This window comes from Fictibacillus sp. 5RED26 (assembly GCF_015903895.1).
Classification (GTDB): domain Bacteria; phylum Bacillota; class Bacilli; order Bacillales; family Fictibacillaceae; genus Fictibacillus; species Fictibacillus phosphorivorans.
The window spans coordinates 910876-923657 of sequence record NZ_JACZDU010000001.1 but is presented as its reverse complement, the minus strand read 5'-3'; the positions used below and the strand labels follow the sequence as shown (position 1 = coordinate 923657).

Here is a 12782-nt window from a genome sequence, read left to right as displayed (position 1 = left end):
CCCGCACTAATCTGTCAATAACATGAATAACATGAATAACAATATGAGTAAAAAGAGCGGAATTCATAAATGAATCAAAATCGCAACAAATTGGATATTCCTTCTATGATTTAAAAAAGAATCAATGATTCAAAAATGAATCATTGATAACTATTAAAAGCAAAAAGCCCCTTCCAAAAAGAAGTGGCTCGAATTACTCATTTAAACGGATATTATATTTTTTTAGTTTTCTTACGATTGTGGGCTGACTTGTATCAAGAGCTTTAGCAAGTTCATAGGTGGTTGTGTAATTGATTGCTGCTTGACTTAAATATTTTCTTTCTGCATGTTCAACAACTTCTTTTAATGTTTGAATTTCTGTTTCATTCATTGAAGCTTTACTTGACTGATATTCCTCTGGTAAATGTCTCAGTCCCAATAAATCCTCACTGTTAAGAAGGACAAGCTGCTCTAATACATTTGAAAGCTCTCTTATATTACCCGGAAAAGAATACTTGTAAAAAAAAGCATTGAGCTCTGAATCTATTACTTTTGCTGTGTTGTACTTTTGGTTAATTTGTTCCAAAAATAATGAAATTAAACTAGGGATCTCTTTCCTTCTTTCACGAAGGGCTGGTATGAATAAAGGAACAACATTTAGTCGATAAAATAAATCCTCTCTAAACGTTCCCAGTTGCACCATCTCTTTTAAGTTACGGTTCGTAGCAGCAATAATACGTACATCCACTTTCTTAGTTACTGTTCCGCCAACACGTTGAATCTCTTTTTCTTGAATAACTTTTAACAGTTTCACCTGAAGGTTCGACGGCATCTCTCCAACTTCATCTAAAAATAATACGCCTTTATCAGCTAATTCAAACAAACCTGGTTTTCCCTGTTTGTTTGCACCTGTAAAGGCTCCCGGTGCATACCCAAACAATTCAGATTCTAAGAGATCAGGAGGAATAGCACCACAATTTACTTTAACAAACGTGCCACTTCTTTTTCTCTCGCTTTTATTATAGATGTACTTTGCCAGTACATCCTTACCTACCCCAGTTTCTCCTAAAATAAGTACAGTTGCCGATACATCCGCAATTCGACTCGCTGTATCGTAGATAAGTTTCATCTGATCCGCCTCAACAACTGTTTTTCCACCAAATAAAGATGCGCTCCCTTTTAAGCGTTCTATTTCTTTTTGGTAACTTTCGTTTAACTTATTCGCCTGACTAAGTGCTTTTTGTAAACTGTTTAATTCAGATAGATCACGTATATTGGTAACGACACTTTCAACTTCACCGTTTTCATTAAAAACAGGATTTCCTGTAAGCAGAGTTTCGCGTCCAGAATAGCTTAATTGAATGTGTGTGACACTTTTCTTCTTTTGGATGACTTTATCTGTGATCGAGTTTTCAAGAATTCCTCTTTTCACTAGATCATCCACTTTTTTATTTATGTAATATTCCTTTGGTATTCCTGTTATTCGTTCAATGGCAGAGTTTGTCCGTAACGTAATTCCGTCTTTATCTGTTATATAAATGCCATCGTATGAACTTTCAATGATAGCATCAAGGTGAAGATTCAATCTCTGAAGTTCTTTCACTTCTTCAGACTTCTTTTCCAATTCAGCAGAAACGATTCCTACGTATACAAACCTATTACCTGATATTTTATCTTTAATAAAAATAAAGTTCTTATCCTTCAAACGAGCTTGAATTAAATTGCCTCCTGATGTTGGTTTCCACTCATCGAATACTGTTTCAATTGATTCATTTATAACAGTGTTGTTTATTTCTTCTTTCAATCGATCATTCATTATTAAGATTACATTGTTTAGAGTTGCTTCTATATAGAAAAAAGAAATCGTGTCCTTCTCCAATACTACTGACATGTATGTCCCTCCTTAGAAGTCGTCTGCAAACTCTTTAAAAGTAAACTAATGGTTTTTCTATTAGCCGATTGTTTAATCATACTATTTTTTATTCATTATAGTTAGAAAAGTTTAATTATTCAAAAATCTATAACGTGTGGAGTGTACTAGTCGAAATAATGAAAGCTGCCGACCGTGTCGACAGCTTCACTATTACTTCTTTCTCCAAGGACCACATGGACCACATGGAGGAGGGCATGGCGGGGGACAAGGTGCCATGATGGGTTGGACCGTTCCACAAAGGTTTTGCTGCGTTGCTTGGTTTACGACGTTCGTGTTCTGAGGAAAATAATGTACATATTTATAGTTCATCTGGTTGACTTGAGTCGTTTGAGTTGGATGAACCATCGGAACATATACATCTTGCTGGTTATATTGAACTTGTTGGTTCGTAGGGCTAAACTGTGCAGGCATAACTTGTGGAGGATAATATTGAGATGGTGATACTGCTGGGTATCCACATCCACCCATCTGGGGCATCTGTTGCATAGCTCCCATCGTAGGCGCCATCTGACCCATTGCTCCCATCGTAGGTCCCATTGCACCCATATTAGGAACCATTCCCTTTTTGGCAAAAATGCCAGGGCGTTTAAATAAAGCCAAAAAAATGTTCTCCTTTCAAAAACCTTATATCCTATTTCTCTATATTTTATGTAGGACGACTTAAAAAGTTCGTCCATTTATCAATAAGTATTAAAAGGATTTTGTAGAAATTAATCGAACTGTACTTGAAATACATACTATTCAAATATCATTTATGAGGAGAGGAAGAAGAAATTTGAGACTTTTAATTTCATTTTCAAACAGATTGATGCAAAGGTATATGCCCGATCCTTTTCTGTTGGTCATCTTACTGACATTCTTCGTATGTGGTTTAGCACTATTTGCGACAGATAGCACTCCTGTGCAAATCGTTAATTATTGGGGTACAGGTTTTTGGAGTTTATTAACGTTTTCCATGCAGATGGTGTTAATATTAGTGACCGGCCACGTTATGGCAAGCTCCCCGCTATTTAAGAAACTATTAGGTTACTTAGCAAAAATCCCAAAAACACCTGGACAAGCTATCATACTCGTAACGTTAGTCGCGCTCGTCGCATGCTGGATCAATTGGGGGTTCGGACTTATAATAGGTGCTCTATTCGCAAAAGAAATCGCGATGAAAGTAAAAGGTGTCGACTACCGGTTATTAATCGCAAGTGCTTATAGTGGTTTTATCATATGGAGTGGAGGTCTATCAGGCTCGGTTGTCTTAACAATCGCTACACCGGGACACTTTACCGAAAACATTATGGGAGTTGTTCCGACGAGTGAGACAATCTTTTCATCGTTCAACTTAATTATCCTAGCTGGCTTATTCATAATGGTACCGCTCATAAACAGAGTAATGGTTCCTCCGAGTGAAAAAGCGTTTGTAATCGATCCCGCTTTGTTAGAGGAAAAGAAATCACATGAGGCAGCAAGTAAAGAAGAAACCCTTCAAACACCTGCTGATCGACTTGAAAATAGTCAGTTATTATCTATTCTCATAGGGCTATTAGGAATCTCATACTTAGTCTATTATTTCACGAAAAATGGATTTAGCTTAAATCTAGATATCGTAAACTTTTTATTCCTTTTTATCGGTATCATCTTACATAAAACACCGCTGTTATTTTTGAAAGCGGTTACGGATGCTGTGAAAAATGCGAGCGGAATTATTATTCAGTTTCCTTTTTATGCAGGACTAATGGGAATCGTAACTTCATCGGGACTTGTGGCGGTCCTATCCAATATGCTTATTTCCTTTTCAAACGAACATACTTTTCATTTATTTACTTTATGGAGTGCAGGTCTCGTTAACTTTTTTGTTCCGTCTGGCGGTGGACAATGGGCGGTTCAAGGACCTGTTATGTTAGAAGCAGCACAAAACTTAGGCGTTTCGTTATCAAGAACGGCTATGGCTGTAGCTTGGGGTGATGCATGGACAAACATGATCCAGCCATTCTATGCGCTTCCTGCTTTAGCTATTGCTGGATTAAAAGCAAAAGACATCATGGGATATGGTCTTGTTATGATGATCATTACAGGGGTCTTTATCTCTGCCGTGTTTTTGCTACTGTAACACATTAAAATATAACAAAAAAAAGGATCAAAAAAACCTCCTTATCGCTAAGGAGGTTTGCTTATTATGTATGGTGACTCGAGAGGGGTTCGAACCCCCGACCTCTACCCTGTCAAGGTAGCGCTCTCCCAGCTGAGCTATCGAATCAATGCCTTTGTCTAACAAAAATTATTATATATGCTTTTTAGAAGTTTTGACAACACTTTTCTTCTAATTCTGTAAAAAAACCAATGATGTCTTCAGCTTTTCTTATGTATACACCGGGAGAGTATCCCGGCTGAATCAACGATTAGTTGAACGTACCTGCAGCAAGATCTCCGTCTTGTACACAAGTTACAGCTATGATGTCTTTACAGTTAACTAGTAGATTACGAGTAGCTGTTCCCGTTGCCGTCGTTACTTCATAAGAAAGCACAACACAGCACTTTGTGTGTTCCCAACGTACAAATCTGAACAACGTAGGATCTGTTGTTCCATTCAAGCTTAACGGTCCAATTCCTTTTAAGACGATTACAAGGAAGCTGTTTAAGTTTTGGCTACAAAAATCAATGTCGTCGGATAGATCACGAAAGAAATCACATACACAGCTATCACAACCGCGTGTGTTATCATGCTTTGTACATTTCTCTTTTCCGTGGAATAAAGAGTCACCCATCGTTACTGACCTCCCATCCATTTTTAAAATTAATCAATCTGTATACCAGATACTAAATAGCATATTAATTTATTTCGAAAATGATAGGATACATGCCTATTAATCGATAAATATGTGTTTACCTATGATAAACGCAAGATAGAACACTACACACTTTCTTACTTTATTAATAGATTATAGTATGGAATCTTTATACTGAGCATCGTCTTGCTATAAAAGTTTGTTCCGGCAAGGAGGTGAATCATATGGCGATCATCCAAAGCCGCACGCTAAGAAGCAGAATCATTCCTCTAGCTAGTGAAAATCTAGTAGATGTTTATATCACAGGGAATGCAGTAACACCTTTTAATAGTGTCTCAATTAGAGAAGTTGGTGGTAATTTCATTCGCGTTTTCAACTTAGTTACTGGTATTAATGCATTAATCAATCTGTTTGAAATTGGAAGCATTGATAATACACTAGGCGCGGGGGTAACTCCTGAAGTAAACAGTGCTGATTTTAGAGCTCGTGTAATTGATTTTGCAAGAGTATTCACTGTGGATATTTATGTTCCGGGTCTAGCAGCAGCATTTCTTACGAATGTGACAATAAGAGAGGTTGGATCGGACTATATTCGAGTGACAAATGCAACGGTTGATAGATATATTCCGTTCACAACTATTGCTGCAGTAGATCAAAATTCTATATTAGTTACAACTAATACACCAACAGTTACAAGTCGTACACTTCGTTCAGTCTTGATTACATTAGCTAATGGAGATGTTATCGTAGATTTAATCGTAGCTGGTAGAGTGTTCAATGGCGTACAAATTGAAGAAGTACAATCAGATTACGCACGTATTAATAACGCAGCACAAACAAAATTTCCACTCTTAGATATCGTATCTATTGATGTCTTGTAATTAATAAAAATAAAGAAACACGCCGAAATTATGGCGTGTTTTTTGTGTAATACTTATCCTATCTTCTCTTCCTCATCACGTATTTTAATCTCTTCTACATCAAGCCGCTCCTGCTTATCTCGAAGTCTGTGTGCGAGTCGGCTTGAAGCATTAGCAGCAATGCTTGCAACAAGGTCATCCAAGAATGTATGCACTTTCCCATTTGCTATCTTCGTATCTAATTTTTGAATAATACCCATTTTAAATTTGTCTAGGTGACCAAAGGTTGTAACAGCTATGGATCCATATCCGAAAACGGCACCAAGTGCAATGGTTTCATCTACTCCAAACAATCCCTCATCTTGTTCAACGATACTTTGAAGTGGTTCAGATAACTTTCTTTGTTCCGCAAGTATATCAAGTTCTACTCCGACTAGAATAGCATGCTGAATCTCGCGCTTCATAAGAACAGCATCGACGCTTTCTATACACTCTTCTTTCGTTAAGCCAGGTGAAAATGGGATCTGCATTTCATATACGATCTCAGCGATTTCAGGAATTGTGACGCCTCTTTCATTCAACAGCCTTCTAGCCGCTGCTTCAACTTCTCGACTGTGCACTCTATTATTCAACAGACTTCACCTCTTCTTAATGTTCGATCTCTTATGGCAAAACGATTTGATTCTTTCATTATATCATTATGTGATACAATAAAACGAGTTGAATGAAAACGCTTATAATTTAAAGATCAGTCAGCACAGGAGGTACTTTTTATGGCCATACTTAAAGGTTCTATTACAGATGATAAAATATACAGCAACTACTTGGATGAGGAGATTGACTTGCTCATCTACCTGCCTTCTAAGTTTACTCCACTCGTTAAATACCCTATTCTAATCGCACAAGATGGCAGAGACTACTTTCAGTTAGGAAAGCTGGCGAAAACCGCCGATCGACTAATGGAAGAAGAAAATTTACAGAGCTGTATCATTGTTGGTGTAAATCATAAAGGAATTGAAGATCGAAAAGCAAAATATGACCCCACAGGAGAGAAGCACGAGAATTACATTCGATTCATGACTTTTGAACTTACCTCTTATCTTAATGAGAAGTTTAACACGCTCCAACTTGGTGCAGGCATGGGCTTAATCGGAGATTCTCTAGGTGGTTACATAGCATTTAAGCTGAGTATTCTGTATCCTAATACGTTCGGAAAAGTGATTGTACAATCTCCTTATGTTCCTGAAAGCCTTATTGATACCGTTGAATCCATAGAACATATGCAAACGTTGACCATCTATCACTCTATAGGTGATGAAGAAGAACAGTTTACGAATCCTGAAGGAATTACCAAAGATTTCTTAACTCCAAACAGACAGCTGAGTAAGCTTTTAAACAATTTAGCTCTCGATTATGAATACGCTGAGTTTCAAGGAAATCATCTCTGGGTAAATTGGCAGAAAGACTTAATTCCCGCTTTAAGGTTTCTTTACAGCGACCTGTAACTGTGGGAAATAAATAGAATATTTGGTATACTAGTTTAAAATATGAGGGAGGAAGAAATATGAAATACGGCATTGCAATTTTTCCATCAAAAAATCTACAAGATAAAGTGAATTCCTACCGAAAGCGTTATGATCCGCATTATGCCCTTATCGCACCTCATATCACACTTAAGGAGCCTTATGAAGCAACCGAGGAAGAAATTCAAGAACATATCTCTTATATTTCTTCTGTTGCAAAGAACATAGATCCGTTTTCAATCATGATTAATAAAGTAGGATCTTTCCATCCTGTTAATAATGTTATCTTTTTAAAGGTGAATGAAGCTGAAGAGATAAAGTCGCTGCATGAGCAGTTATATTCCGGTCCACTTGAACATCAGCAGCCATACAACTTTGTACCGCACTTAACACTCGGACAAAAGCTGTCGGATGAAGAGCATTCAGACGTTTTAGAACGTTTGCGTATGATTGATATTGAACATGAAGAACGTATCGATCGTTTTCAACTGCTCTATCAACTTGATAATGGCTCATGGACAGTCTATGAAACATTTCGACTTGGAAAAGGAGTTTAATTAGATTGATTAAGACGTATACAACGAGCGAACAAGGATTTCAAGATGCATTAGCTGTAAGAAAAGATGTTTTTGTTCGCGAGCAGCAGATTGATGAAAAAGAAGAAATCGACAACAACGAAGATGTCTCCCTGCATTTCGTTCTTTACGAAGGTGATAAACCAATAGGTGCAGCAAGGCTTCGTGAAGTGAACGGAGAGGGAAAAGTAGAACGAGTCTGTATATTGTCTTCACATCGTAAAAAAGGATTAGGTGAAGAACTCATGAACGCTATGGAAACAGCAGCCATCGAACGTTCTTTACCGAGCCTTATATTATATGCACAAACACAAGCAGAAGACTTTTACAAAAAACTAGGGTACCTTACAACATCAAAGGAACCCTTCCTGGATGCTAATATACCGCATGTCGCTATGAAAAAAGCATTGAAATCGTCATGACGATTTCAATGCTTTTTTGTTTATTACGATCTAATCTCGTCAAAACTGTACAATAAAACGTACGTTGAGGAGACTAAGGTTAATGAACATTCATGTTGGACAATTGACAACTGAATTAATCATAGGGTTTATCGCCCTCTTTTTGTTAACAAAAGTATTAGGAAAAACGCAAATTTCACAGATAACACCTTTTGATTTTATCTCGTCTATTTTCTTGGGTGAATTAGTTGGTAATGCTATGTATGATGATGAGACTTCTATATTCGTTATTTTGTATGCCATTGTAATCTGGGGTTCTATGGTCTATGTAGTTGAAATTATATCTCAGAAATTTAAAGGAACGCGAAAATTTCTGGAAGGCGCACCCACTATCGTCATTCGTAACGGACTAATCGATCGAGACATGCTCAAAAAGAGCAAGCTCGATATCAACCAACTTCAAAACTTAGTTAGACAAAAAGGATTTTTCGGTTTAAGAGAAGTTGAATATGCCATATTAGAATCTAATGGATCTTTAAGCATATTGCCTAAGTATCAATATGGGCCACCAAACAGACAGGATTTGAACCTGCGATCTGAAGAACAGCCTGAACTCCCTGTAACTCTCATACTAGACGGTGAGCTTAACCATGATAACCTTTCAACAGCGGGACTCTCAAAAAGCGAACTTTATGAGCTGCTACAGCAACAAGGCTACTCCAATGTGAAAGGTATTGTTTATGCAGAATTCTCAGAAGGTGAACTGTTAGTCATGCCATGTACGAAGCCGAAAAAATAACTGGCCGTCCGTTTGTAATCTTATATGCTACACTTCCCTCCTCTAGCAATTGAATAATATGTGCAGAGATGGCCGTTCGAAACAATGAATAAGCTCCTAAGTTAGGGGGGGCCACTTCATAATTTGTTAGCATGACAGCAACTAAATTCTCTAATGATATTCCAGATCTGCTTGATTGTTTGATCTCCTCATGTACTTTCGCAGTGATGGTTTCGTGTATAAGTAAGTTGTCTTTAATAACTTCCTGGTATCTGGTAACAAAACTTCCATGTCCAGGGACCATACCTTCCACTTCAATTTCTTTAAGTTTTCGTAATGTCTCTATATTCTGACGTGCGTCAACTATAAAAGGAATCTTATGCTTTGCAAGTACATCTATACCTAAAAAAGCATCTGCAGCATATAAAATACCGCGGAATAAGATGCCATGTTGATTATAACTATGACCTGGAAGATGAATAAAGTGAACTTCTGGAAATCGTTCTATATATCCTTCCGAGCAAATTTCATCAACACGTATAGCTGGTGCTTCTAAAAATTTATTCCGCATTTCCTTTAACGGGTAATTTCCATGAGATAAGTAGATCGGTTCTAGTACAGGATTCCTCATAATTGCTTCTTCTAGAGCAGGGGCGATTGTATGTACATCATAATTTTGTTGTATGTACAAAGCTCCTCCAAAATGGTCTGCATGTGCATGAGTAATAAATAGATGAGTTAACGGAAGCTTTTCATTTTGAAGTTGCTTTATCACTTTTTTGGCTGCTGATGTTTCCAGACCAGCATCTATTAACATTCCTTTGCTTTTATCATTATTTACAATATACCCTATGTTAACAGCACCCTTGAAGTAATAACAGTCAGTCGAAAGTTCAATAAATTCCACTATAAAACCTCCAAGTCATATGTTATGAACAAAAAAAGAAACCATCAGATGGTTTCGTTAATTATATTCCCTTTGCCTTCCATTTCACTTAAAATCTGATCAAAAGAACGCTTTTCTTCAAATGTCAATCTCTTCTTGTGCTGAAATGAACGTACATCATCATTTTGAATTGGAGGAACACTAGCAACAACAGGCAATCCTCTCTCAGCTTTTTCCATCCGACTAGCATATTGCAGCTGCTGAATTGGTAGGTACGGCAAGATATACCCCATCGATATCCTCTCCTTTATCATTACTTCTATATTTCTTACCCTATTCCTTTTAATTCTATGTTTTCTAAGTGTAATACTAAAAAAAAGAGCACTCTGTTGAGAGTACTCTAAAGAAACATTTGGATTGCTTACACCCAAGGATCATAGTGGCAGCTATTGCTTGAGCTTGAGCTGGAACTTGAGCTTGAGCTAGAAGAAGATTCATGTTTTGAAGAAGATTCATGCTTTGAGCTAGATTCATGTTTATGGCTAGATTCATGTTTATGGCTAGATTCATGTTTATGACTAGATTCATGTTTAGAAGATGACTCATGTTTGTGGCTAGACTCATGTTTATGACTAGACTCCCATTTGCTAGAGCTTGATTCGCACTCTACCTTCTTTTCATGAATAATAACTTTATCTGCTTTAATGATTACTTTATCAGCATAAACCTTCTTATGTTTTTTATGCTTCTTCTTCCTTTTACAATAATAACAATCTTCCATGTTACAACCTCCTCGTATAGTACATCATATGCAAGTCTGACGAGTTGGTTATAGGCTGTCTCACTAAAAATTAATAGCTATATGATTAACTGCTTTTGTTCGATAGTTTTGTTTATGAAAATAAACGAACGCTTCTACCGTAATGTTTTCATCAATACCACTCTTAAATGGAATCTGGAAATCATCCAAAGAGAGTTTGTCACCACTTTTAAATGTGGTTTCACGTAGTGGACAGATCCACATCTCTCCCCGTTCTTTTGCTTTTTCCGCCCACTCATTATCCATATACATCCAAATAGACTGCGTCATCTCTTCCTGTGAGGGTGACGCGATCAACGATATAATTTTTCCTTTTAATGAACAAGCTTCAGCAGGTTGGAATCTGAAACAAATATAAGGATTCTCCAACGTTTCTGTTCCAGTGTTTTCGATAAAAAAAGAACCTCTAATAAAGCCCTTCTTATCTTTTGTGAAAATTACCGAATAGTCGAAATAACATGCACTATTCAAGCCTTCTTTTTTCTGTGGTTCTGATTTACTATTATCTGAATCAAGCTCTTCAAAAACCGGTTCAGAAGTGCGATTAATGTTGATTCGCTTTTCCATACTTTTTATGCGCTGTTGATACAGATCGATCTGTTGGTCTTTATCATTCATTTCATCTTGTATGCTCTTCAACAATTCTTCGTAACTCTGCATCCTCTTTTCCATCTCATGCTCTTCTAGCCGTTTTAATTTCCTTGTGAGTTCTTCGACTTGTTTTCTTAGTCCTTGAAGTTCTTTTTCATTCTCTTCTATTATTTTAAGCGATCGATCATTGTTCGTCTCATTTTCGAGTCGTTCAATGGTTTCTTCAGCAAAGACGAGCTTTTTCTCAAGATCAAGTGCTTTGTCCTTGTAATAGTCCACCCTAGAAACGAGCCGCTCATAACTTAATTTATCCTTCGTCCCCATGCATCTTCCCCCCTGCATAATTAGGCTCTTTCCCTATTGTATGTAAGCTACAATTATTCGTTCACCTTTTTTTCATAAACAAGAAAGACCTGCAGGCAAATCGCCTCAGGTCTTTCTGTTCTTCAGATCCCTTAATTATTGGTGTTGAAGGCAGTTTTCTATAGCGATTTCTCCAGAATCTGCTTTTACAACACCTGTAGTAAATACTTTAGTTCCTGCTCTGTCAATAAGTTCTACCTCAAATTGATTTCCATGCTCTGTCTCAACAATAGCCAGGTTAAACTGATACTGTTCTCCTGAAGCGTCCATTATTCCTCTTCCTGAAACAGTCAATCTTAGTCCACCAGCATACTCATCACAGCTAAGTGTTTCTTGTGTGAATTCTGTAGCTGTATATCCTGTATCGTTTAGAGATAATTGGAATCTGCTTCCTGACAGGTTGTAATTCGGACAGATTTCAACGGAAATCGTTGCCCTGCCAGTTTCTGTTGCTCCATCCTCTTCACACGTTAATCCGCTAGCAGTTCCTCGTGATCTACACAGGCAGCCTGGCCTGGGATATATGTCCGGGCATTGTTGTGGGAACACTACCTCTGGACACATTTCTCCCTCGCTTTCCTCTGCATTTAGGTCATTTTCACGAGGCGAGCAGAACTTCGCCAATACCTCTAGTTTAACTTCTGCTTCAACTTGGATATCAACGCAGAATGTAATGTCTACAACGAATGAAGTTGGTGATGGACTATTCAACAACACAGTCCCTGTTGGGATGCGGGCAAAGATTTTAGTGATTCGGCAGTATAAGTCAGTTCCATCTGGATAACACAAGACGAAAGATTCAAATACTGATGCATTAACCAACTGTTCTACAACGATTGCTCCGTTACGGTCTACAACTTGAACTTTGATATCTGTTGTAAAGAGTAGCTCTACAAGCTGTGCTTCAGCAAAACCTCCGTTAAGCGCTACTGTAACATCTCTCTTATCTCCAACTTGCTCGCATAGATATAGTTCAGGGCATGCTGCCGCTTCAGTTGTTTCACCTGTTAGCGGGAATGCTGGAGGAGTTTTAGGTACTTTCGTAACCAATCTTAACGGTCGGCGTGAAGGATCATCCAATGCTTCTTCTATAGCTGCGATTTGTTCAGGAGTAAAAGAAACGGTCTTTCTTACGTTTAGTGTATCAGTCACCCAGTCGTAAACTTTCTGAACGCGGATACACTCATCCTGCAAGTGTTTATGATTATTTCCCATTGTTTCCCTTCCTTTCCTCATCATGATCTGAAGATTCCATACATACTATGGAAATAGAGTGGGTTATGACACAAGAACGAA

General features: G+C 37.6%; 15 protein-coding genes and 1 tRNA gene. 6 read left to right on the top strand and 10 right to left on the bottom strand.

Annotated elements, in window-relative coordinates:
• Positions 1–193 precede the first annotated feature (193 nt).
• Both IHV10_RS04880 and IHV10_RS04875 read right to left on the bottom strand, forming a co-directional pair.
• The gene (locus tag IHV10_RS04880; protein WP_197127576.1) at positions 194–1870 is read right to left on the bottom strand and encodes a sigma-54 interaction domain-containing protein; all 1677 of its coding nucleotides are present in this window, start codon (positions 1868–1870) and stop codon (positions 194–196) included.
• A 192-nt stretch (positions 1871–2062) separates the two neighbouring features.
• On the bottom strand, positions 2063–2512 hold the full coding sequence (locus IHV10_RS04875; RefSeq protein ID WP_231618128.1) for a CotD family spore coat protein: 450 nt from the start codon (positions 2510–2512) through the stop codon (positions 2063–2065).
• Between the two features lie 175 nt (positions 2513–2687).
• Between IHV10_RS04875 and IHV10_RS04870 the strand changes: the two genes are divergently transcribed.
• Entirely contained in the window at positions 2688–4013 is a 1326-nt protein-coding gene (locus IHV10_RS04870; RefSeq protein ID WP_197127575.1) for a short-chain fatty acid transporter, read from the top strand.
• 71 nt (positions 4014–4084) lie between these two features.
• Here IHV10_RS04870 and IHV10_RS04865 read toward each other — a convergent pair.
• Together IHV10_RS04865 and IHV10_RS04860 are read right to left on the bottom strand one after the other, a co-directional pair.
• Positions 4085–4160: transfer RNA gene (locus IHV10_RS04865), tRNA-Val, on the bottom strand.
• A gap of 142 nt (positions 4161–4302) precedes the next feature.
• The gene (locus tag IHV10_RS04860) at positions 4303–4668 is read right to left on the bottom strand and encodes a hypothetical protein (protein ID WP_197127574.1); all 366 of its coding nucleotides are present in this window, start codon (positions 4666–4668) and stop codon (positions 4303–4305) included.
• A gap of 245 nt (positions 4669–4913) precedes the next feature.
• Between IHV10_RS04860 and IHV10_RS04855 the strand changes: the two genes are divergently transcribed.
• Positions 4914–5570, top strand: a complete 657-nt coding sequence (locus tag IHV10_RS04855) for a hypothetical protein (protein ID WP_197127573.1) — start codon at positions 4914–4916, stop codon at positions 5568–5570.
• Between the two features lie 53 nt (positions 5571–5623).
• Here IHV10_RS04855 and IHV10_RS04850 read toward each other — a convergent pair whose 3' ends face one another.
• Entirely contained in the window at positions 5624–6181 is a 558-nt protein-coding gene (locus IHV10_RS04850; RefSeq protein ID WP_197127572.1) for a phosphatidylglycerophosphatase A family protein, read from the bottom strand.
• 141 nt (positions 6182–6322) lie between these two features.
• On the opposite strand from IHV10_RS04850, the gene IHV10_RS04845 reads away from it, so the two are divergent.
• The 4 genes from IHV10_RS04845 (at position 6323) to IHV10_RS04830 (ending at position 8847) form a co-directional block, all read left to right on the top strand.
• Complete coding sequence (locus IHV10_RS04845) at positions 6323–7054, top strand: alpha/beta hydrolase (RefSeq protein ID WP_197127571.1); 732 nt, start codon at positions 6323–6325, stop codon at positions 7052–7054.
• 59 nt (positions 7055–7113) lie between these two features.
• Positions 7114–7629 carry a YjcG family protein gene (locus IHV10_RS04840; RefSeq protein WP_197127570.1) on the top strand — a complete coding sequence of 172 codons (516 nt, stop codon included), beginning with the start codon at positions 7114–7116 and terminating at the stop codon, positions 7627–7629.
• Between the two features lie 5 nt (positions 7630–7634).
• Positions 7635–8069 carry a GNAT family N-acetyltransferase gene (locus IHV10_RS04835; RefSeq protein ID WP_197127569.1) on the top strand — a complete coding sequence of 145 codons (435 nt, stop codon included), beginning with the start codon at positions 7635–7637 and terminating at the stop codon, positions 8067–8069.
• An 82-nt stretch (positions 8070–8151) separates the two neighbouring features.
• The gene (locus tag IHV10_RS04830) at positions 8152–8847 is read left to right on the top strand and encodes a YetF domain-containing protein (protein WP_197127568.1); all 696 of its coding nucleotides are present in this window, start codon (positions 8152–8154) and stop codon (positions 8845–8847) included.
• On the opposite strand, the gene IHV10_RS04825 is transcribed toward IHV10_RS04830, so the two are convergent.
• The 5 genes from IHV10_RS04825 to IHV10_RS04805 all read right to left on the bottom strand — a co-directional run bounded on the left by IHV10_RS04825 (position 8819) and on the right by IHV10_RS04805 (position 12701).
• Positions 8819–9733: an MBL fold metallo-hydrolase gene (locus IHV10_RS04825; protein WP_197127567.1), complete on the bottom strand. Its 915-nt coding sequence runs from the start codon at positions 9731–9733 to the stop codon at positions 8819–8821. The genes IHV10_RS04830 and IHV10_RS04825 overlap by 29 nt on opposite strands.
• Before the next feature lie 44 nt (positions 9734–9777).
• Complete coding sequence (locus IHV10_RS04820; protein ID WP_197127566.1) at positions 9778–10005, bottom strand: hypothetical protein; 228 nt, start codon at positions 10003–10005, stop codon at positions 9778–9780.
• Positions 10006–10133: 128 nt separating this feature from the next.
• A complete protein-coding gene (locus IHV10_RS04815) occupies positions 10134–10493 on the bottom strand; it encodes a hypothetical protein (protein ID WP_197127565.1) in 360 nt (119 codons plus the stop codon).
• A 63-nt stretch (positions 10494–10556) separates the two neighbouring features.
• Positions 10557–11447 carry a hypothetical protein gene (locus tag IHV10_RS04810; protein ID WP_197127564.1) on the bottom strand — a complete coding sequence of 297 codons (891 nt, stop codon included), beginning with the start codon at positions 11445–11447 and terminating at the stop codon, positions 10557–10559.
• A 135-nt stretch (positions 11448–11582) separates the two neighbouring features.
• Positions 11583–12701, bottom strand: coding sequence for a hypothetical protein (locus IHV10_RS04805; protein ID WP_197127563.1), 1119 nt, complete (start codon positions 12699–12701; stop codon positions 11583–11585).
• Positions 12702–12782: the final 81 nt, after the last annotated feature.

Bases quoted from the DNA above. Each gene is read 5' to 3' on its own strand.
- IHV10_RS04845 (WP_197127571.1), top strand. From the start codon at position 6,323: ATGGCCATACTTAAAGGTTCTATTACAGATGATAAAATATACAGCAAC.
- IHV10_RS04855 (WP_197127573.1), top strand. From the start codon at position 4,914: ATGGCGATCATCCAAAGCCGCACGCTAAGAAGCAGAATCATTCCTCTA.
- IHV10_RS04860 (WP_197127574.1), bottom strand. From the start codon at position 4,668: ATGGGTGACTCTTTATTCCACGGAAAAGAGAAATGTACAAAGCATGAT.
- IHV10_RS04820 (WP_197127566.1), bottom strand. From the start codon at position 10,005: ATGGGGTATATCTTGCCGTACCTACCAATTCAGCAGCTGCAATATGCT.
- IHV10_RS04880 (WP_197127576.1), bottom strand. From the start codon at position 1,870: ATGTCAGTAGTATTGGAGAAGGACACGATTTCTTTTTTCTATATAGAA.
- IHV10_RS04815 (WP_197127565.1), bottom strand. From the start codon at position 10,493: ATGGAAGATTGTTATTATTGTAAAAGGAAGAAGAAGCATAAAAAACAT.
- IHV10_RS04830 (WP_197127568.1), top strand. From the start codon at position 8,152: ATGAACATTCATGTTGGACAATTGACAACTGAATTAATCATAGGGTTT.
- IHV10_RS04840 (WP_197127570.1), top strand. From the start codon at position 7,114: ATGAAATACGGCATTGCAATTTTTCCATCAAAAAATCTACAAGATAAA.
- IHV10_RS04810 (WP_197127564.1), bottom strand. From the start codon at position 11,447: ATGGGGACGAAGGATAAATTAAGTTATGAGCGGCTCGTTTCTAGGGTG.
- IHV10_RS04805 (WP_197127563.1), bottom strand. From the start codon at position 12,701: ATGGGAAATAATCATAAACACTTGCAGGATGAGTGTATCCGCGTTCAG.